General features: G+C 47.1%; 19 protein-coding genes. 13 read left to right on the forward strand and 6 right to left on the reverse strand.

The window, feature by feature from the left end:
- The first annotated feature begins 9 nt into the window (after nt 1–9).
- On the forward strand, nt 10–2,172 hold the full coding sequence (locus SPB21_RS31080) for a GumC family protein (protein ID WP_163669942.1): 2,163 nt from the start codon (nt 10–12) through the stop codon (nt 2,170–2,172).
- 223 nt (nt 2,173–2,395) lie between these two features.
- On the opposite strand, the gene SPB21_RS31085 is transcribed toward SPB21_RS31080, so the two are convergent.
- Nucleotides 2,396–3,175: a photosystem II electron transport protein, Sll1252 family gene (locus SPB21_RS31085; protein ID WP_499868943.1), complete on the reverse strand. Its 780-nt coding sequence runs from the start codon at nt 3,173–3,175 to the stop codon at nt 2,396–2,398.
- Nucleotides 3,176–3,956: 781 nt separating this feature from the next.
- On the opposite strand from SPB21_RS31085, the gene SPB21_RS31090 reads away from it, so the two are divergent.
- Nucleotides 3,957–5,096, forward strand: coding sequence for a CAP domain-containing protein (locus tag SPB21_RS31090; RefSeq protein WP_499868945.1), 1,140 nt, complete (start codon nt 3,957–3,959; stop codon nt 5,094–5,096).
- A gap of 172 nt (nt 5,097–5,268) precedes the next feature.
- Here SPB21_RS31090 and SPB21_RS31095 read toward each other — a convergent pair whose 3' ends face one another.
- Nucleotides 5,269–5,892 (reverse strand): helix-turn-helix transcriptional regulator, encoded by a 624-nt coding sequence (locus tag SPB21_RS31095; RefSeq protein ID WP_163669937.1) that lies wholly within the window; start codon nt 5,890–5,892, stop codon nt 5,269–5,271.
- A gap of 307 nt (nt 5,893–6,199) precedes the next feature.
- Here SPB21_RS31095 and SPB21_RS31100 point away from each other — a divergent pair, with 307 nt between their 5' ends.
- The 11 genes from SPB21_RS31100 to purU all read left to right on the forward strand — a co-directional run bounded on the left by SPB21_RS31100 (nt 6,200) and on the right by purU (nt 17,236).
- Nucleotides 6,200–6,703, forward strand: coding sequence for an urease accessory protein UreE (locus SPB21_RS31100; RefSeq protein WP_499868947.1), 504 nt, complete (start codon nt 6,200–6,202; stop codon nt 6,701–6,703).
- Complete coding sequence (locus SPB21_RS31105; RefSeq protein WP_499868948.1) at nt 6,687–7,367, forward strand: urease accessory protein UreF; 681 nt, start codon at nt 6,687–6,689, stop codon at nt 7,365–7,367. The genes SPB21_RS31100 and SPB21_RS31105 overlap by 17 nt, the downstream gene beginning before the upstream one ends.
- A 92-nt stretch (nt 7,368–7,459) precedes the next feature.
- Nucleotides 7,460–8,086 (forward strand): urease accessory protein UreG, encoded by a 627-nt coding sequence (gene ureG / locus SPB21_RS31110; RefSeq protein ID WP_163669931.1) that lies wholly within the window; start codon nt 7,460–7,462, stop codon nt 8,084–8,086.
- Nucleotides 8,087–8,435: 349 nt separating this feature from the next.
- Nucleotides 8,436–9,749, forward strand: coding sequence for an urea ABC transporter substrate-binding protein (urtA, locus tag SPB21_RS31115; RefSeq protein ID WP_163669929.1), 1,314 nt, complete (start codon nt 8,436–8,438; stop codon nt 9,747–9,749).
- A gap of 96 nt (nt 9,750–9,845) precedes the next feature.
- Nucleotides 9,846–11,012, forward strand: coding sequence for an ABC transporter permease subunit (locus SPB21_RS31120; protein WP_163669927.1), 1,167 nt, complete (start codon nt 9,846–9,848; stop codon nt 11,010–11,012).
- Between the two features lie 2 nt (nt 11,013–11,014).
- On the forward strand, nt 11,015–12,166 hold the full coding sequence (gene urtC, locus SPB21_RS31125) for an urea ABC transporter permease subunit UrtC (protein WP_163669925.1): 1,152 nt from the start codon (nt 11,015–11,017) through the stop codon (nt 12,164–12,166).
- Between the two features lie 135 nt (nt 12,167–12,301).
- Entirely contained in the window at nt 12,302–13,432 is a 1,131-nt protein-coding gene (urtD, locus tag SPB21_RS31130) for an urea ABC transporter ATP-binding protein UrtD (protein WP_499868950.1), read from the forward strand.
- Nucleotides 13,433–13,509: 77 nt separating this feature from the next.
- Nucleotides 13,510–14,265 carry an urea ABC transporter ATP-binding subunit UrtE gene (gene urtE / locus SPB21_RS31135; protein ID WP_006518599.1) on the forward strand — a complete coding sequence of 252 codons (756 nt, stop codon included), beginning with the start codon at nt 13,510–13,512 and terminating at the stop codon, nt 14,263–14,265.
- 389 nt (nt 14,266–14,654) lie between these two features.
- Nucleotides 14,655–15,581, forward strand: a complete 927-nt coding sequence (locus SPB21_RS31140) for a sulfotransferase family protein (protein ID WP_163669921.1) — start codon at nt 14,655–14,657, stop codon at nt 15,579–15,581.
- A 185-nt stretch (nt 15,582–15,766) separates the two neighbouring features.
- Nucleotides 15,767–16,189 carry a large conductance mechanosensitive channel protein MscL gene (gene mscL / locus SPB21_RS31145; protein ID WP_163698134.1) on the forward strand — a complete coding sequence of 141 codons (423 nt, stop codon included), beginning with the start codon at nt 15,767–15,769 and terminating at the stop codon, nt 16,187–16,189.
- A 192-nt stretch (nt 16,190–16,381) separates the two neighbouring features.
- Complete coding sequence (gene purU, locus SPB21_RS31150; protein ID WP_163669917.1) at nt 16,382–17,236, forward strand: formyltetrahydrofolate deformylase; 855 nt, start codon at nt 16,382–16,384, stop codon at nt 17,234–17,236.
- A gap of 45 nt (nt 17,237–17,281) precedes the next feature.
- Here purU and SPB21_RS31155 read toward each other — a convergent pair whose 3' ends face one another.
- From SPB21_RS31155 to hpxO, 4 genes are read right to left on the reverse strand one after another with little or no spacing between them, the layout of a single operon-like run.
- Nucleotides 17,282–18,721 carry a serine/threonine protein kinase gene (locus tag SPB21_RS31155; RefSeq protein ID WP_499062042.1) on the reverse strand — a complete coding sequence of 480 codons (1,440 nt, stop codon included), beginning with the start codon at nt 18,719–18,721 and terminating at the stop codon, nt 17,282–17,284.
- Between the two features lie 19 nt (nt 18,722–18,740).
- Nucleotides 18,741–19,238 carry a 2-oxo-4-hydroxy-4-carboxy-5-ureidoimidazoline decarboxylase gene (uraD, locus tag SPB21_RS31160; protein ID WP_163703217.1) on the reverse strand — a complete coding sequence of 166 codons (498 nt, stop codon included), beginning with the start codon at nt 19,236–19,238 and terminating at the stop codon, nt 18,741–18,743.
- A 2-nt stretch (nt 19,239–19,240) separates the two neighbouring features.
- Complete coding sequence (uraH, locus tag SPB21_RS31165; protein ID WP_163669911.1) at nt 19,241–19,603, reverse strand: hydroxyisourate hydrolase; 363 nt, start codon at nt 19,601–19,603, stop codon at nt 19,241–19,243.
- Between the two features lie 26 nt (nt 19,604–19,629).
- On the reverse strand, nt 19,630–20,790 hold the full coding sequence (gene hpxO / locus SPB21_RS31170) for an FAD-dependent urate hydroxylase HpxO (RefSeq protein WP_499868954.1): 1,161 nt from the start codon (nt 20,788–20,790) through the stop codon (nt 19,630–19,632).
- Nucleotides 20,791–20,808 lie beyond the last annotated feature (18 nt).

The raw sequence follows: 20,808 nt of genomic DNA on the forward strand, positions 1-20,808 counted from the left end.
CTTCTACCTATGAGAGCCGATACCCTCCCCTCTTCACCCCCATGGACCCCTCAAGATCGTCTACCAACGACAGAAGATGAAGGTGGTCTAAATGTTGGCGGTCTCCTTAAAACACTACAGCGTAAGTGGTGGATCATCGCTGGCATGACAGTTGTGACCATGGGCTTGGCTGCGGTTAAAGTGATAACTACCAAACCCGTCTATAATGGCAGTTTTGAAATTTTAGTACAGGCTCAAAGTACTGAGACCGAGGTCATCTCGAACGTTCCTGAAACAATCACAAGCCAAGAACAAGTGGCCGTTGATGGAGACCTACTCAAGATTTTAAGAGGGCCTAAGGTCTTACAACCTGTTATTGAAGGCATTAGAGATCGATATCCTAATTTCTGTCCTCCAGCAGCCACGCAGTCAGAACCATTGGAGCTCAGTTATGATCCTTGCTACCAGCTGGTTACTAGTCGTTTAAAGGTAAAGCAGCTCGGCAAGAATTCAGACATCATTCAGGTAACATTGCAAGATCCTGATCCACAGACTGTTCGGGTTATCTTAGACCTAGTGTCTCAAGCCTATCTTGCCTATAGCTTAGAGTCAAAACAGGCTGATATTCGCCGAGCAATTGAGTTTGTTGAGAAAAAGCTACCTGATCTGGTCAATAAGGTAGAGTCTTTGCAAGATCAGCTGCAATCACTGCGTTTAGAGCACAATATTATTGATCCCGATTCCCGTGGAGCTCAACTATCAGGGCAGGTAAATGCCTTCTCTAAACAACAGCTTGACCTGCAAATACAGCTGGAGCAAAATCGGGCGACCTACGATAGTCTCCGCGGCCAGCTGAGTGGGCCTCAAGAACAGGCGTCTTCCTCTGCATTAGCTCAAAACCCCAGATATCAGACGCTACTTAATCAGTTGTTGGATCTAGATACCAAAATTGCTGAGGCCTCCACACTTTATCTAGACAGTAGCCCTGATATGGAAGTGCTCAAAGAGCAACGTCAGAATTTATTAGCGCTACTGCAACAACAGGGGGAACAATCCCAGAGAGATCTGATCAGTCAGCTGCAAGAGCTAGAATCACAGGAACGGGCATTGAATCAAACATTGCAGGGGTTGAGCTCAGGTGTTGATGACCTTTCAGGAATTTCGAGAGACTATTTAGAAATTCAACGGGAGCTAGGCATTGCCACAGAAAACCTGAATCAGTTTTTAGCAAAGCAAGCGGCTTTAGAAATTGATGAGGCTCAGCGAGAAATTCCCTGGGAAATTGTCACCCCGCCAACACAACCCAGCTCCCAGGCTGTGAGCATGGTGCAGAACTTATTACTGGGCGGTACCCTGGGATTATTAGTGGGTTCGATCATGGCCCTCTTGATGGATAAATCATCCGGGGTTCTGTATTCAGATAAAGAAATTCAACGGGTCATACAATTGCCTATCTTAGGCAAGATCCCCACGCCTCAACTGGTTGAAAAAGATATTCTAGAACCTGTCAAAGCGTTACAGTTATCTGTCAATAAGTCTTCTGTAGGCGATGCCCAAGCGAAAACGTCTTTAAGCAACGGGTCGGCATCTTACACTGAGGATCCATTTATGGAGGCGTTTCGCTCCCTTTACACTAACCTGAGACTCAGCAGTGTAGAGCAACCATTAACGTCGGTCGTGGTTAGCTCTGTGATGGATAATGAGGGTAAATCAATTGCTGCCATTCACTTGGCTGAAGCAGCTGCCTTGATGGGGCAACGGGTACTGCTGGTGGATACTAATCTACGTAATCCTAAGATTCACAGCTATCTTAAATTACCCCATGATGCAGGTCTCACTGATCTGGCTTCGATTGATCCTAGTTCCATTACCAAAAATACGTTTCTCCATGAACCTATTGATGGGCTTAAGGTTCTCTGTGCCGGAACAAAAGGTCACGATGCGGGCCATATCTTAACAACTAAGCGTGTTCAAGGCCTACTTCAACAGTTGAAAACCAAATTTGACTTAGTTGTATTCGATGCACCATCCTTGCTGGGTCAATCCGATGCATATCTGGTTGCTGAGCAAGCAGATGGCATGTTAATTGTTACGAACCCTGGTCAGATTAAGCAAAATCTAATCAACCAGGCTCTGGATCAACTGCGGATTGCCAATATTAATGTGTTTGGTATGGCTGTCCGAGAAAACTAAATCTTAGGAAACTAAACGATAGGTGTTTTAGGTTTAGGCTTGCCTATTCTCACTTTTGTAATCAAGTCTGGTTTAATTACGAGGGGTCAAGAAAGAACCCATGGGTTCTTTCTTGACCCCTCGCAGTTTTGTGATTCAATGTAGCGTTTCTCACCCGCCTTGATTGTGAGTCAGCATTGGGTGCACAGTCATTGATTTATTTTGCCATCCAGATAGCGACTGCCTAAACATACCGAGTCAAGCCTATGCGGTAGCGCTGTTTTTTGGTGATCATCACATCGCCAATTTCCAGTCTACCTTTACCGCGAATAGCGACTAGATCACCAGATTTTAGCCCATGACTGGATTGGGGAATCGTTTTCCAATTGACTCGAACATCGCCCGCAGTAATCATGTCTGCCATTTTGCTGCGGGACATGCCAAATCCTGCTGACGCTACAGCATCTAAGCGCATAGAAGCTTCGACAGTTGTGATTTCTTTTTTCTTGGGTTCACGTACTCTTAACTCACTCCAGTCAATGGGTTTTGTTTTAACGGGTACTGAGCGTACCTGGGTCAGGCTTATTTCTAAAAATTCCACCAGCTCCGGAACAACAATTAGTTGGGCACCGCGTTCACCCAAGACAATGATGTCCCCCACTTTTTCCCGCACAATGCCGGTGCCCAATAATGCGCCCAAAAAGTCCCGGTGAGTTGCTGTATCAAACAAAAAGTTACCCGCTACGCTAAGTAATGCTAAGGGAAGCGCTTGTCCTGCTAACGGAATTTCAGTTCGTGCTATGGTCAGGCGCTGCCGTTCGGCCTGGGGGTACCCTCCGTGGGCCTGGGTATGAATATCGGTAAGACGACCAAATATGGCTTGGGCTTCGTAAAGCTCTGGTGGTGACAGAAAATCAGTTGTGACCGGCTCCCATGTACGAATAGACTGATCGGCTTGATCAATTACACGGGTTAGGGTTCCGGTGTTTTCAACACCCTTGAGTAGGTCGTCTTTGGGCAGCATAGGCGTGAGCTAGCTATACAATGGCTATTTTCTTACTATATTAAGCGGTGTTTGGTTATGCTGCTTTAGTCTGGCTCTGGGAAGCCCATGACATTTTATGGGGACAATATGCTTGAAGACTGCTCTCCATGGCTATTGAAGGTGTTTGTTTCTGCTTCGGGAATCCGGAGGAGTTTGTATGACTTCTCCAACTGGCACGTGGGTCACAAGGTTTTCTTTAAAGTATGCGTCTCAATATCATGGGACATTTGCAGCTTTTAAAAACTCTCATCAGCTATACTTATAAATGGGAAAAACCTTTTATTCACAGGGCTTTTCAGGCTTGAAAAGATTTAAATCACTGTCAAATAGTCTTGAACTGTTGACATTTATGAGAATCAGTTTCTATGATGAATCACAGGTGCAGATCGCCACAACAACAAAGGGGAGATCCTAGCCGACTAGTTTATCCTCAACCTAATGCCGTTATAGAGTGATAGGTATTAGGGCCATACAAAAGTTCCCAATTGCCTCCAGAGTTGGATATTTCATATTGTGATGACCTGAGGCAGTGGCAAGGTTGCAATTGTTGCGATCGCATAGGTGACTCATTCTACTAAGTGTGTTCAACGCTAGAGAACCCCTTGATGGTTTTGCTATGAACAACGGTGCCGTATCTACGGCAGTTAAGTTAAATCGAGTTAGTTATACTAGCTGAGATTTAAGGGCTAGGGGAAGTAGTGAATTCTCAACGGGGTACAGGTACCACTTTTCAACCTAATCCTTTAAAAAAGCAAAGAACATGCAAATCAACGCATTTGAACGGGAAGTTCTTGAACTTACCAATGAGTTTCGTGCGCAAAATGGTTTAAAGCCTCTTGTTTTTGATCAAAGCTTGAACAAAGCTGCAGATCAGCATAGCAAGGACATGGCCCAAAAAGACTTTTTTAGCCATCAGGGTCAAAATGGATCAAGCCCTGCAGATCGAGCTAAAAATGCAGGCTATGAATCTGGATTTGTTGGAGAGAATATTGCAGCGGGATATCGTTCTGCCCAAGATGTAGTTGATGGATGGATTAACAGCCCTGGCCACCGCGCCAACCTGCTAAATTCTAACTATAACGAAATTGGCATCGGGTATTATTTCTTAGAAAATGATACGGGTAGTGTTAACTACAACAGTTATTGGACCCAGGTGTTTGGTAAGGGAACAATTGAAACATCTTCACCTAATCCACCTTCAAACCCAACTACACCCAAGCCACCCTCAAATCCCACCAACCCCAAACCACCTTCCAACTCAAATAACAACTCTGTTATTAGAGGAACTAACAAGGCTGACAAGTTGTTTGGTAGCTCGAAAAGCCAACGAATTTTTGGCAGGAGCGGCAATGACGTCATCGACGGACAAGGGGGCAATGATACGATTTACGGTAATGCCGGAAGAGATATCCTGAAAGGCGGAGATGGCGATGACACGCTCCATGGTGGCTCTTTAAATGACAAGCTCTATGGTGGTGCTGGCAATGATCGGCTGCTAGGCGGAACACAGTCGGATGTTCTAGTCGGTGGTGACGGTAATGACCGTTTACAAGGGACCTCCTTTAGAAAGCGTGCAACCGAGAAAGACATTATGACGGGTGGTAACGGTCGCGATACCTTTGTTTTAGGTAACAAAGCTGGCGCTTTCTACGATGATGGCAAAGCCAAAACCAGTGGGCTAAACAACTACGCCCTAATCAAGGATTTCAAAGCTGGTCAAGGAGACATCATTCAGCTGAGCAACGATCATGACTATCGTTTAGGATCTTCTCCAAAGGGTGTACCCAATGGTCAAGCTCTATTTATTGATAATGGGGCTGGCCAAAAGGATGAGCTGATTGCTGTCATTCAAGGCGCAGGCAACCTGAATCTATCGAGCTCTAGCTTCCAGTACGTTTAAGCTGCTGGCGAAAGCCTGATACCGTTTAACATCAGGCTTTCTAAAATCACTTGAAACAGCTGACGAAACAGGGTGTTGAGTGCCTTTGAGGTGAAGCAAGAAAAAACAGCATGGAACCTTTTATAGGTGCATGCTGTTTTCTTCCTGTTTAAATCTACTGAGTTGACTGTGCCTACCAAGTAGACTGTTCTTTCTTTGAATAAATGTTCTTCAAGTGTTTCTTGACAGTATTTTCAGAAATAAATAGTGCGCTGGCAATTTCCTTGTAACTTTTACCCATCCGTTTTAGACACCATACATCGGTCTCACGAGTGGTGAGACCATAGCGCTGGGCCTCTTGATTGGCAATCACAGTGAGAGAATGTTGGCGGTCTTCTAATGTAATTAGGAAACAATTACTAGGCTGATAGCCAGTATTCTCCCAATCAAACCATTGGGCTCGCAAATGGATACTGCCATGCTCAGTGACAAGCTCATCCTCTAAAACAATGGTGTAATGTGTGGGAAAGAGATCTGAGACTTCATTTTGGTTTTCCATAAGACTTTGGCATGATTGCCAGAGAATATCAGGAATATTGCTGGACGATGGGCACGACATCTTCTTAAGTAGTGATTGAGCACGTTTGTTCTTGAGAAGAATAGTTCCATTTTGAGAAACAATCACAAGGCCAAATGTGGAATTTTCAATGGCAGCTATTAATAGAGCTGCCCGCATGTTAAAAGAGTCATTAGAATCATCGATTACTGCAACTGGAGAAGGAGCCATTGAGGGAACGAGTTGAGTCTGAGAAGCCATAACTAACGAGAAGTAATTGGCGGATGAAAATCTGAACTTCGTTGACTGTGCTAGTGGCGTCTGTGAGATTCGTATCAAATGCTGAATTAAACTAGTAGAAAATACGGATGCCGCTGTTGGTATTTACCTCATTTCCGAATTTGGAAAATCCGCATGAATTTGTGACAGTTTGGCGGGCGGCATAAATCAGTGCGCGTGTTTTGATTAGGGGATAGGGTGAGCATGTGGCATGCTGTAAAAGCAATGCGTAGATAGAATCTCGGTGTACGTTTTTACTCAAAAAGTATCTTCAGCACTGGAGCCAACATTGGCACTAGCACTAACGGCGGACGAGCGTACTCGCTCACGATATCGCTACAGTCTCTCCGGTGGTATTACGGACACTAAAGGGGAGACTGTAGACTTTAGTACAACCCAGCCAGAGACTACCCAGTCTGATGAAATCTATCTAGAACTACCCCGTGGAACGACGCTACGACACGGTGATTGCCTGGGAGGCAGCAACCATAGTCAGGTATTAAAAATTGTGGCAAAGCCTGAGCCAGTAATGACCGTGAGGGTTTCGACTAACGCTCAGCCCCCATCGACTAATGTTCAGGCCCCATCGACTAACGCCCAGGCGTCCTTGCGACTTTTGCAGGCGGCGTATCATTTGGGTAATCGTCATGTGGCCCTGGAAGTGGGGGCGGATTACTTACGCTTAGCGCCAGATCCGGTTTTGGCAGCGATGTTGCATCAGCTGGGTGTAACGGTCACGGAAGAAACTGTTCCCTTTCAACCAGAGTCGGGGGCCTATGGCCATCACCATTGACGAGCAAGCGCTGCTAAAGCTGCTGCAGTTGAGCAGTCCAGCTTTACCTGTCGGTGCCTTCAGCTACTCAGAAGGCTTAGAAACGTTAGTTATGCAGGGGCATCTTACCGATGGTGAGGCGTTACACAGCTGGCTGTTGCAGGAGCTACGCTATGGGGCGGTGCGTTTAGACGTTGCGATCGCAACCCGCATCCACCAGAACCTTAACAGCCCTGATCAGCTTGCCTACTGGAATCAATGGCTCACCGCCAGCCGCGACACCGCTGAACTACGCCAGCAAAGCTGGCACATGGGTCGCGCCCTGGTGCGTCTGGTTTTCACACTTCACCCAGAGCTTCAGGCCACATTTAACGCCTGTGGCACCCCCTGCAATTTTGCCGTTGCCTTTGGCATCATCGCCGCCCACTGGCAAATGGATGTTCACACCATGGCCCTCGGCTATCTGCAAAGCTGGGCTGCTAACCTGATCGGTGCAGCCGTTAAGCTGGTGCCCCTGGGCCAAACCGACGGCCAACGCTGTCTGCTACAGCTAATTCCTGAACTGAGGACGGCAGCAGCCACCATGGTGGCACTGCAAGATGATCAGCTGTATGTGAGTGGGTGGGGCGGTGCGATCGCAAGCATGCAACACGAAACGCTATACACCCGCCTCTTCCGTAGCTAACGTAAAATCTAAAATTTTGAAGGTAAATTCTAGGCTCATTAAATAGGGGTTTTATCCTGGGATTTATTCCATTACCTATCCGGCATGCTCCCATGACTTCCTCCCCCTACCGTGTCGGTGTTGCCGGCCCCGTCGGTTCTGGTAAAACGGCCCTCGTCGATGCCCTGTGCAAATCCATGCGCAATGACTATTCCATTGCTGTGGTTACCAACGATATCTATACCCAAGAAGACGCCCAATTTTTAGTGCGCAGTCAGGCCCTACTGGACCATAACCGCATTGTTGGTGTAGAAACCGGTGGATGTCCCCATACCGCCATCCGCGAGGATGCCTCCCTTAACCTGGTGGCAATTGAGGAGCTAGAAACCCGGTTTGATGACCTAGACCTAATCTTTGTAGAGAGCGGTGGCGATAATTTAGCAGCTACCTTTAGCCCAGAGCTGGTAGATCTGACACTCTATGTCATTGATGTGTCCGCTGGCGACAAAATCCCCCGCAAAGGCGGTCCAGGGATTACTAAATCTGACCTGCTGGTGATTAACAAAATTGACCTGGCTCCCATGGTGGGCGCTGACTTATCGGTGATGGATCGCGACGCTAAAACCATGCGTGGCGATAAACCCTTTGTCTTTACAAACCTTAAAATCAGCCAGGGGCTAGACACCATTCAGCAATTTATTCAGTTTCACGGGCGGTTGCCAGTTACAAATCTCACATAGGGGTGCGTAATGTTCTTGCCAAAACTTCTCTTGTTTCTAAACTCTTGTTTCTAAACTCTTGTTTAGAAAGTTAAATAATTCATTTTGCAAGAGATAAGGTTATTGAGACATAACATTCGAGTCTTTATTGGAGCCATAATCGCTTCATTTAATACCGGGGATCAAACGCAAACAAAAACAAATAAATCTACAGAAACCCGAAAAGTATCAAAGGCTACAATCGTCGTTTTCCTCAAGACTTACCATCACGAAGCGAATAAGTGTATCTACGGTAACTGCAACACTTGATTTGTGGCAGTGGCCGGTTCTTGATGCCATAGGTGTGTGAGTCTTTAGAAAGGAACGCCCAATGACGAGGATTAATAGACGTAAATTTTTGGTGTACGGCTCCACTGCCGTGGGTACCAGCATTTTGCTAAAGGCCTGTGGTGGAACTTCTGAGCCCACTGCAGATACTGCACCAGCCGAAGGCGAAACTACGATAGCGGCCGCTGGTGATGGCGACACAATTAAAGTCGGTATTCTGCACTCTCTAAGTGGCACGATGGCCATTAGTGAGACCACCGTGGTGGACGCTGAAGAATTAGCAATTAAAGAAATTAACGCAGCTGGTGGTGTCCTCGGCAAACAGATTGTTGCCGTTAAGGAAGACGGTGCCTCTGATTGGGATACCTTTGCTGAGAAAGCTGAAAAGCTCATCGACCAAGACCAGGTATCCGTGGTATTTGGCTGCTGGACCTCTGCTAGCCGTAAGAAGGTACTCCCCGTATTTGAAGCGAAGGACCACATGCTGTGGTACCCCGTACAGTACGAAGGTCAAGAATGCTCCAAGAACATTTTCTACACGGGTGCGGCACCTAACCAACAGATTGAGCCCGCTGTAGACTGGCTGCTTGAGAACAAGGGCACAGACTTCTTCCTGGTGGGTTCTGACTATGTATTCCCCCGTACTGCTAACACCATTATTAAAGAGCAGCTCAAGGCCAAGGGTGGCAACACTGTCGGTGAAGACTATCTACCTTTGGGTAACACAGAGGTCACTCCCATCATCACTAAGATTAAGGCGGCTTTACCCGATGGCGGTGTGATCTTTAACAGCCTTAACGGTGACAGTAACGTCGCCTTCTTTAAGCAGCTTAAGGGTGCAGGCATGGGACCTGATAATTATCCTGTCATGTCTGTAAGTATTGCAGAAGAAGAAGTTCGCACCATTGGCCCCGACTTCCTGACAGGCCACTATGCAGCTTGGAACTACTTCCAAACTGTCGAAAGCCCTGCTAACGAGAAGTGGGTTTCCGATTTTAAAGCTGAGTATGGCGATGAGCGCGTAACCAACGATCCCATGGAAGCCGCTTACATCATGGTTTACCTATGGAAACAAGCGGTTGAGAAAGCGGGTTCTACTGATATTGCCGCAGTACGTGAAGCAGCCTATGGCCAGACCTTCGACGCACCAGGTGGTACGGTTACCATGAACCCCAACCATCACATTTCTAAGACTGTTCGCATTGGTGAAATCCGCGAAGACGGTCTATTTGAAATTGTTTCCGAGACTGATGGTCCGGTTGATCCAATTCCTTGGAATCAGTTTGTTCCTGATACTAAGGGCTATGCGTGCGACTGGTCTGACCCTGCTAAGGGTGGCAAGTTTAAAGCAGCCTAAAGCTTTTGTAGGTTAGCTGACAGGGGAGAGTCACTGTGGCTCTTCCCTTTTTTCGTTCAAGGGAAGAAGAGTTTACTTTTTTGACAGGTAATTGTCGTGCTCGACGGTTTAATCAACGGCATATTTAACGGCATCAGCATTGGGGCAGTGCTCCTGATTGTTGCCCTGGGTCTGGCCATTGTGTTTGGTCTCATGGGTGTAATTAATCTGGCCCATGGAGAGCTAATGATGCTAGGGGCTTACACCACCTATGTGGTCCAGAACAGCTTTAAGTCCTTAGGTGATGGGGCTCAAGACTTCTACATTTGGTTAGCTTTACCCCTCTCTTTTATCGTGGCAGCCCTGGTGGGGCTCTTGTTAGAACGCAGCGTCATTCGATTGCTCTATGGGCGACCATTGGAAACGCTCTTGGCCACCTGGGGTGTCAGCCTCATTTTGCAGCAGTTTGTGCGCAGTGTTAGTTGGGCTATGGCCTTTGGCATTCTGGCTATTTGTGTACTGCTTTTTGGTGGGCGGGCTGTTTTGAACAAGTTTGCTAACTTGGGGCCGCGTCAAAAGCTGGCTAACTTTGTTGTTTTAGTACTTTCTGCCGCCATTGGCATCACGTTTGGGCGTTCTCTCAATGGTAATCCCACCATGTCCAAACCTTGGTTTAGTGCTCGTAACGTAGATGTAACGGCTCCCAAGTGGCTCCAGGATAGTATTAGTGTTACGGATACGCTTTCATTTCCAGCTGCACGTATTTTTATCATTGCACTGACAATTATTTGCCTGCTGGGTACATTCTGGTTTCTCAATAAATCTGCCTGGGGTTTGCGGATTCGAGCGGTGACCCAAAACCGTGACATGAGTGCCTGTTTGGGAATTCCTACAAAGCGAGTGGATGCCCTTACCTTTGCCTTAGGGTCCGGACTGGCTGGCATTGCCGGTTGCGCTGTTACACTGCTGGGCTCTGTAGGGCCGAACCTAGGCAGCAACTATATTGTTGACGCCTTTATGGTGGTGGTCGTTGGCGGGGTTGGTAAGCTCATCGGCAGCATTGTCGCTGCTCTGTTAATTGGCATCATTACCTACATCGTTGGTTCCGGCACTTTGGTACTGATGCTGCCCTCTAGCGAGTCTTTACAGCCTCTGATTGATACGGCGACATTCTTTGCCACAACGAGTATGGCCAAGGTCTTAGTATTTGCTCTGATTATTGCCTTTCTGCAGATTAAGCCAGCGGGCTTATTCCCACAAAAAGGCCGCTCGGTGGAGGTGTAACGATGGTAACGACAAAACCCGTAGGCAAAAAGCGCAGACGTGCCCTCGAAGCAAGTATTGTTATTGGTCTGGCCTTTGCCCTTATCTTTGTTGCGCCGTTAGTACTGTCTGGTTTCCGTTTAGGGTTACTAGGGCGGTTTTTAGCGTTAGCGATTGTGGCCCTGGGGGTTGACCTGATTTGGGGCTACACCGGGTTGCTGAGTCTTGGCCAGGGGATTTTCTTTGCCCTGGGAGGCTATGCCTTTGCGATGCATTTGCAGCTCAATCTGGCTGGCGATGGTCTGCCAGAATTTTTTGGCTTGTATGGTGTGTCAGAGCTACCCTGGTTCTGGCAGCCGTTCTATTCACTGCCAGTCACCCTCATTGCCATGGTGGCCTTACCTGGTTTAGTGGCTGGTTTATTGGGGTATCTGGTCTTTCGTAACCGGATTCGAGGCGTCTATTTCTCGATTTTGACCCAGGCCATGCTGGTGGTGTTTTTTAACTTCTTTAATGGTCAACAAAAGCTAATCAATGGTACAAACGGTCTCACTACCGATACCACGGTTCTGTTTGGTCAGCAGGTGGGTAGCGATCGCATGCAGTTTGCCTTCTATGTTGCCACCGTTATTGTCCTTGCCCTTACCTATGGTCTTTGCCGATGGTTGACCCGTGGTCGCTTTGGTCGTCTACTCATTGCCATTCGCGATGATGAGAACCGCCTCAGATTTTCAGGGTATAACCCTGCCATGTTTAAGGTCCTGGTATTCGCCGTGGCAGGTGGTATTGCTGGAGCAGCGGGTGCTTTGTATACCGTTCAATCTAGCGGTATCACGCCACAGTACATGAGCGTTGCCTTCTCGATTGAAATGGTGATTTGGGTGGCCGTGGGTGGTCGCGCCACCCTTGGCGGTGCGATTTTGGGTGCCTTGGTGGTTAACTGGGCCCAAGCTCTCCTGAGTGAACAATTTCCAGAGGTGTGGCTATTCTTTCAAGGAGCCCTGTTCTTGCTAGTGGTGACGGTGCTACCTAAGGGAATCGTTGGTTGGGTCCGTGATGATGCCGTCCGCCAGATTCGTGATTTGTTTGGTCTACAACCCCAGCTCAGCACCTATCCAGATCTGGAGCTAGATCCCGATGTCAAACGCGAACAGCGCGAATTAGCCGGTAAATAACCACCAAAAGCCTTGGTTGGGTTGAGCCTAAGCGCTAGCTCTTTTATTGATTGCTACGCCAACACCGCTCAATCCAACATCCCTCCATCCCACTTTCTCCAATCTCTGCAAGCGACCATCATTGCACACACGATCATGGCCAACCCAATCCTCGAAATCGATAACCTCACCGTCAGCTTCGACGGCTTCAAAGCTCTCAATAAGCTCACCTTCTCCATGAACGAAGGTGAGCTGCGAGTCATCATTGGCCCCAACGGCGCAGGTAAAACCACATTCCTAGATGTCATCACTGGAAAAGTCCAACCCACCCACGGCAAGGTCCGATTCAAAGGCAAAAAGCTCAGCGGTCGTTCAGAACATAACATTGCCCGTCTAGGCATAGGCCGCAAGTTCCAAACCCCACGCATCTACCTTAATCTGACCCCGCGCGAAAATCTGGAGCTATGCTGCAACCAGGATAAGAACGTATTATCTACTCTGTTTAAGCCCACACCCACAGCAGAACGCCGTACCGTGGGTGGGTTGCTGGAAACCATCGGCCTTGACCATAAGGCCGACAAGCCTGCTGCGCTCCTCTCCCATGGCGAAAAACAGTGGCTGGAGATTGGCATGCTAGTGGCCCAGTCCCCAGATTTACTCCTGGTGGATGAACCGGTTGCCGGGCTTACTGATGAAGAAACTGAACGCACAGGTGAACTGTTGATTGCCTTAGCCGAAAGCCATTCTGTAATCGTGATTGAGCACGACATGGAATTTGTGCGTCAGATTGCCCGTCAGGTAACGGTGCTGCACGAAGGTTCTGTGCTCTGTGAAGGCACGATGGATGAGGTACAAAATGATCCTCGGGTGATTGAAGTATATTTAGGTACCGAGACGTCCATTACACCAGACCAGATGTTGTTGTTACGTATCGCTGCAACTATGGCCTGGGCCGATGGCAACTTTGAACCCATAGAACAAGAGATTATTCTTGATCGCCTGAGTCGTCAGTTTGCCTATGAACCAGAGGAACAAGTTGCACTGAAAACAGAGTTAAAAGATTTGTTAGCGAAGAGAATTCCTTTACAAGAGTTGGTTCCTCAGCTGAAAACACCCGACCAGCGCGAACAGGCACTGATGCTGAGCTATGACGTCATTAAGGCTAACCAAATTAACCAGGCAGAAGCATCGGCATATCAGCAACTGTTACACCTGTTGGCGCTGCCTGAAGAAACCGTAAGTCGTTTGGAAAACGCTGCTCTAGAACAATTTGAAAACGCTAATTAGGTACCCAACTGCACTTTTTCGAAACTTCGATCTAGACAGTCTTTATTCCTCTTACTTCCCTTAAACAATCCTCATCCATGACAGAGACAGCCTACCCGCCTACCCATAAAGTCACCTCCACGGCTCCAATGCTGAAGATTTCCAGCCTTAACTTCTATTACGGTGAGAGCCATATTTTACGGGATGTCGATCTCACGGTACCCAGGGGCCAAATGGTGTGTTTGATTGGACGTAATGGAGTAGGTAAGACGACCTTATTGAAAAATATTATTGGGCTGTTGTCGCCTCGTGGTGGTGCGATCGCGTATGACGGACAAAATATTCATACTTTGACTGCCGATAACCGAGCCCGCATCGGCATTGGCTACGTCCCCCAAGGACGAGAGATCATTCCCCGCTTAACGGTCAAAGAGAATCTTCTTATTGGTTTAGAAGCGCTAGGAAAGCGTGCCCCCAAGGCTAAAAAAGAAATTCCCGACCTCATCTTTGAACTTTTCCCCGTCTTAAAAACAATGTTGTCACGGATGGGCGGAGATCTAAGTGGTGGACAACAACAACAACTATCCATCGCCCGTGCACTTATGGGGCAACCTCAGTTATTACTCTTAGACGAGCCAACCGAAGGTATCCAACCCTCAATTATTCTAGACATTGAAAATGCGGTACGACGGATTATTGAAACTACGGGTATTTCCGTTCTGTTAGTAGAACAGCACTTACATTTCGTCCGTCAAGCCGACTATTACTATGCCATGCAGAAAGGTGGTATTGTTGCATCGGGGTCAACGGATCAACTCAGTAATGATGTGATTCAAGAGTTCTTAGCGGTTTAATTCTCAGCGGTTTAACATAGTCTCTGTGGGCATACTGCTAGTACGCTCATTCATAGTCATTAGTCTCGGCTTTTCTAATGAAGAGGCGATGTTTTGCGATGTTTACATTATTTTACCTATGCATAGACAGGTAATTAAAGATATGTTGCGTAATGCCATTGTCCGTTAATTTTAGAAACTAGGGTTGAAACAACACGTCCGATTGTCTGGCATATCCACTTAGCCGTGTATAGCCGTATAACCTCTTTTAGACGTGTATTAAAAGGTATCTGAGCATTGGCAGATACACGGCACAGAAGAATCAACAACAATCAGTGAAATGCGTTTGTTGTCACGTACAAGATGCTTTTACTGCTTCTGGCTGTGGATTTTTACAGGAAACACTCACCATGTTAAAACGCTACATAAGAAAGTTCGTTCCAGTCAGCATTAGAACGTTTATTTCAAAAATCGAAAGCTTTTTACTATTTGATATTTATGCCTACCGCATTTTGGGTCCATTCCTCAGCAAAACGTTAAACCAGCGGCAACAGCCATCAAAATATCTTTTTGTTATGGCCCCCGCACGGTCTGGTTCTACATTACTAGGCCACATACTCTACAGTCATCCGGAAGTGGCAGGTTATGGTGAAAGCCATGTGGGGTATTCATCAGAGACGGATCTGCGCCAGTTAACTTGGAGAACAGCTGCAGTTCTGGACAACTTTGATCCAATGGAACATACCTACATTGTGGATAAGATTGTTCGAAACTATCCGATTGCGGACAACATTCTGCAAAATAAACAGATTAAGTTTATATTTCTTCTGCGAGATCCCGCAGCCACTTACACAAGTACAGTGAAATCCTTTTCAGGACAAGAGTCCCCAGAAGGTGTCGATAAATGGCTTAATTATTACCGGCGGCGGCTAGAGTGCTTTGAAAGGCTAGTGATGCAAATTAATGACCCCAGTCGCTGCCTAACACTGAAATACAAGGATTTACTAGCTGATACCGACGCTACGTTGGCTGCCTTTCAGAAATTTCTTGGGACAAGTTCTCCATTTTCCGATAGCTATACGGTGGCGAAACACACGTCTCGTCTAAAGTATGGAGATAACTCCAAAGCAATTCAAGCCGGCAAGATTCTGCGTAAAAAGTTTCATAAACTGACGTTAAATGATGCTGTCTTTGCTCCAGAAAAGCAACAAGCTGCTTACGATTTTTACGCAAATTGTCTATCAACGTTAAGACAATACACCCAAGTTTGTGGTTCGATTTCCCCCCAGCCAGTTCAAGAAGTGAGTGTGCCACCCACAAAGGTTAACGTAACCTAGAATACCTACCCGTTTGTTAAAAACACTGATATACTTCCAAACAATTCACTTTGATGGTCGCAAAAGCCTAGGCGGGCTGTACGTTACAGCCGTAGTGCTTTAGTTGGCTCTATCGAGGAGCTAAGCTGCACCTCAATGTGGTTTAGCCTACACACTGAATTGTTGCATTTAAGGAAAACACAGTTATGGTTAGTAATCAGGCTCGCTCTCGTGCAGTGAATTCTGCCGGTAGTTTTATGAACGATTTTCGTGAGTTTTTGCTGCGTGGTAACGTTGTCGATTTAGCCGTGGCAGTTGTTATTGGTGGTGCTTTTGGTGCTGTCATCACCTCTTTTATTGAGGACATCATCACTCCTCTGTTATTGAGCCCTGCACTCAATAAGGCTGGCGTTGCCGATATTGCAGAGCTATCTGCCAATGGCGTCAAGTATGGTCTGTTCCTGTCGACCGTGATTAACTTTGTTGTAATTGCCTTTATTTTGTTCGTACTAATTCGTACATTTGAGCGTATGAAGCGTACTGAAGAAGTGGATGCTGGTCCTTCCACTGATGAAAAGCTAAACGATACGTTGGGTCGCCTCACTGGTTTCTTAGAGCAGCGGATGTAAACGTTGAGGCCTATTGACTGGATGGGTTTCATTTTGAATCAATGATTTCAGCAGTGAGTCGAGCACATTATTGCCTCGACTCGCTGTTTTTATGTATCACTTACACCACCAGGCGATATTATATTCATCTCAATTGGTAACTACTGTAGAAATATCAATATCGTTTAATTTCATGTATAGGAACTGCTAACTGTGGCTTCACCGACTGCAACACTTCTGATTTCTTGCCCCGATCAGCAAGGGCTTGTGGCTAAAATTGCAAACTTCATCTACGCCAATGGGGGCAATGTTGTCCATGCTGATCAACATCGCGATGAGCCATCAGAACTTTTTTTGTCACGCATTGAATGGCAACTGGATGGATTTAATCTAAAACGTGATCTGATTGGAGCAGCCTTTGATTCCATTGCTAAACCTTTAGAGGCAACATGGCAGCTCCACTTCTCTGATGAAGTCCCTCGCGTTGCCCTCTGGGTGAGTAAGCAGAATCACTGTTTGTTAGACTTGCTTTGGCGATATCAAGCGGGAGAGATAGCAGCAGAGATTCCGCTGATTATCAGCAATCATGAAACATTACGGTCCATTGCTGAGCAGTTTAATATCGCTTTTTACCATATTCCAATTACTAAGGCGACTAAAGCTGAGCAAGAAGCAAAGCAGCTGGCATTGCTAAAAGAGCATTCCATTGATTTGGTCGTTCTGGCCAAGTACATGCAAATTCTGAGCCCTGATTTTATCGAGCAGTTTCCCAGGGTGATTAATATTCATCATTCGTTTTTACCCGCCTTTGTGGGGGCCAATCCCTATCATCGCGCCTATGATCGAGGCGTCAAAATCATTGGCGCGACGGGTCACTATGTCACCTCAGATTTAGATGCAGGGCCGATTATTGAGCAGGATGTGGTGCATGTTAGCCATCGCGACCAGGTCAGTGATTTAATTCGTAAAGGTAAGGATTTAGAACGGGTGGTCCTAGCCCGTGCTGTGCGACTACATTTGCAAAACCGCGTACTGGTGTATGGCAATCGCACAGTGGTGTTTGCCTAACCGTTATCGCCTACAAATTAATCACATTTGTTCAATCACATCTGTTCAAGTGGAGATTAGGCTAACGCCTAAATTATTGCTCAGTTCTTGAGCCAACCACTGGGATTCTCTTGTGGTTAAGCCTAAGGTCTTGCATTTAAGGTTATAAGAACGATGATTCGTGTGAATTTCAAGGATGTTTTTAGTTGTCTCTAGCCTTAAATGCAAGATATCTTCTCGCTGAGTCTGAAACAGAACTTTGCGCGATCGCATCAACAGTATAGTTTCTCGATAAATGATGAGATTGTCATCACTGAGACATATATGTAACTGACTCAGCAAACGATTCCTGGAGGGGGTAGGTAGTAGGACTATGCCTGTAAACCCTGCAATAGAGCTAACAACGACGGTGTTAAAAAACCAGAGAAAGCCTCCAAAAAGCCCCCCAAAAAAACCTATAGATGAAAGAACAATCCATACAGCCACTGTTCCGACATAAGAAGAGATACTAAAGATGACTCCAAGAATCAGTAGATCTAACCATGAACCCACTTGTTTCCTTCGAAAACCATAGGGACGAATAACAGTATCTACGGTGCTGTCCCGCTGATTCACTAAAATGCGATTTTGATCAAAAGGGCGTTCAGATAAAGCGCTTAAAGTACCCTTTTCTAAAACCGTCTGTAAGCCAGTTAGGGCCTCTGTGGCTGAGGCAGGTCGCTGGCTGACATCAGGGTGTATCAACCAGCGCAACCACTGGCGTATGGGAGAACTGATATGTCTGGCTTTGCTCTCAAACTGGATGCGCATATTGTTTTGGGGTAAATCCGCAGGATGGCATCCTGTCATCAGAAAAATTAGTGTAGCTCCCAAACTGTATAAATCTGAAGCCGGTGTGGCCCGTCCACCAAACTGCTCGGGTGGCATATAGCCATAGGTGCCCACAATGGTTAACGTGCCAGATGGATTTAGAAACGGGACCTGGACAGAGCCAAAATCTACCAAATAGAGCTGCCCCTGACTATGGCCAGTACGATCACTGAGCAGAATATTACTGGGTTTCAGGTCACGGTGAATAATTGGCGGCATTTGACTATGGAGGTATTGCAAAATAGTCAATAGCCGCTGGGCAATGTCGATGACATCTGCCTCACTAAAACTCCGTCCTGTTTGCAGGTGCTCTTGTAGTGATTGTCCATGGACGTAGCTTTGCACTAGCGCATATCCCTTGGCGGATGGCAAATCTATCTCAAAATAGTCTAGATATCCAGGGATACCAGCATGATTAAGCGATTTGAGAACTTCCCCTTCTCGCTCAAACAAACGTAAATTAGCCCATTCAAAATCGTTACCGAATGTAATGACTTTAATGACGACAGGACATTGCGCTTGGGTATCATCAGCCAGTAACGTTCTACGTCCAACAGCTTTACCCAGCTCTTTGCGAATTTCATAGCGATTATTCAAGCACTTTCCTAGCCAAGCTGGTGGAGATGCCTCTGCCATCCTCTTTATCTCTAACTAACTAATTGAGTAAGTCTTCTAAGCGAAATCTAGCAATTTTTCCGATTTCCAAAATCGCCTGCTGTTTTTCTCTGACCGTCGTATGGTTCAAACGTTTGGCAAATGCAATTAATATCGCCGCCTTGGTCTGACCTTTGACTGCCATGATAAAGGGAAAGCCAAATTTTGTTTGGTAGGTGGCATTCAATTGCTGAAACCGTCCATATTCAGCTGGGCTCAGGCGGTCAAGTCCCACACTGGTTTGTTCTTGCACAGAGGCAGGGGCCATTTGCACCCGACTGCCTAAGTCAGGATGGGCTCTAATCAGCGTTAACTGATCGGCTTCAGGCATCTGTTCCACCAGAGTTACCATGGCCTGGTGGAGACTAGCCAAATCCAGAAACGGACGATGATGCCAGGTCTGGGCTGCAATGCTGGGTGTGTCCTCAAACACGCTGCCAAAAACTTGAACAAACGCCAGCTGAGTCATGTGGTTAATCTCAATGATGCTATATCCCATCGCTAACTGCCTCGATAGGTGCTGTAGGACCAAGGAGAGCAGAGTAGCGGGACATGGTAGTGGGCTGTGGCATCGGCAATCCCAAACCGAATTGGTACGTTGTCCAGAAAAAGAGGGTCTGGTAGCTCTCCGGATTGTTGTTTGAAGTAGTCACCAACCGCAAATCGTAGTTCGTAGACGCCAATAGTGAATTCATTGTCCATTAGCAAAGGGGCATCGGTGCGACCATCGGCATTGGTGGTTACCGTTTTGAGCAGGTGCTCTGCTTTGAGTAGACCTTCTACCCACCAGAGTTCGATGGTCAGGCCTACAGCAGGGCAGCCTTGGGCTGTATCGAGAACATGGGTTGTAAGTTTGCCTGCCATGGTGATTTGCAGTCTAGTGAAACGGTCTAGTGAAACGGGCCTTTTTGGATGATTTTTGCGATCGCACCCATAATCCTACCGCCATCTTCCTGGGCCAACTCCTCGTACCACTGCTCAGTCTTTGCCGCGACGTTGCCATGAATCATATCCGCCCGCTCCCGCGCTTTAAGGATAATCTCAGCTGTCCGATCTTTCCTCTCAGTTTCATAGCGTTTCAGGGCATCTACCACACTAATATTGGTCGTTACCAAGTGGGTTGTTAAAGCCCAAGCATCTTCGATCGCCTGACAGCCCCCTTGCCCCAGATCAGGGGACGTACTGTGGGCCGCATCTCCCAGTAACGCCACACGCCCTTTTACCAGCTGTGGCAGCGGATCCACATCATGAATGGGAATGCGATTGGTCTTTTCTGGATTCAAACGCTGGATTAATGTTTGAACGGGTGCCGCCCAACCGTCGAAGTGATCGTTTAATTCCGCTCGCATATCAGCTTGGGGTTGAGCATCTTTGGGTAAGGGCACATCCAAGAAAAAGTAAAACCGATTATCACCCACAGGCATCATGGAGGCCCGCTGACCGTTACCCACATAAATCACCCAGCTATGGCTCGGAGCCAGCTCAGGGGCGATAGGTATCAGACCGTTCCAATTGACATAGCCTGCATAGCGCCGCTCTATGGTTTTCCCCACCACATAGTTGCGAAGAACAGAATGGGTGCCATCGGCGGCAACGACAAGATCGCCCGTTGCCCGTCGTCCATCCGCAAAAATAGCTGTAGCGTCTGTATCCGATTGTTCTATGCCGACACATTGAGAATTAAGCTGAACATTCTCTACACCAAAGGCTGATAACAACATCTGTTGCAAGTCTGTGCGGGCAACAGGATAGGGGCACTGACCAATCGCTTCTACCAGCGGTGTCAGGCTAAAATTGGTCAGAGTCTGTCCAGCTTGGGTGAAATACGCCATGCGCTGCATAGAACCACCGATATGGGCAATTTCAGCCCCTAAACCCAGTCGATTTAGCACTTTAATGCCATTGGACCAAAGGGAAATGCCTGCTCCTGCCGGTCGTAGTTGCCGAACGCGGTCATAGATCTCCACGTCGTAACCTACCTGGCGCAGTGAGATCCCAGCCGTCAATCCCCCCATGCCTGCACCAACAACAATCACCTTTAGATTGTTCATGCTGAACTATCCTTATCG

It is taken from the genome of Leptothoe sp. ISB3NOV94-8A (genome assembly GCF_043421595.1).
In the GTDB taxonomy this organism is placed as follows: Bacteria; Cyanobacteriota; Cyanobacteriia; order Phormidesmidales; family Phormidesmidaceae; genus Leptothoe; species Leptothoe turfae.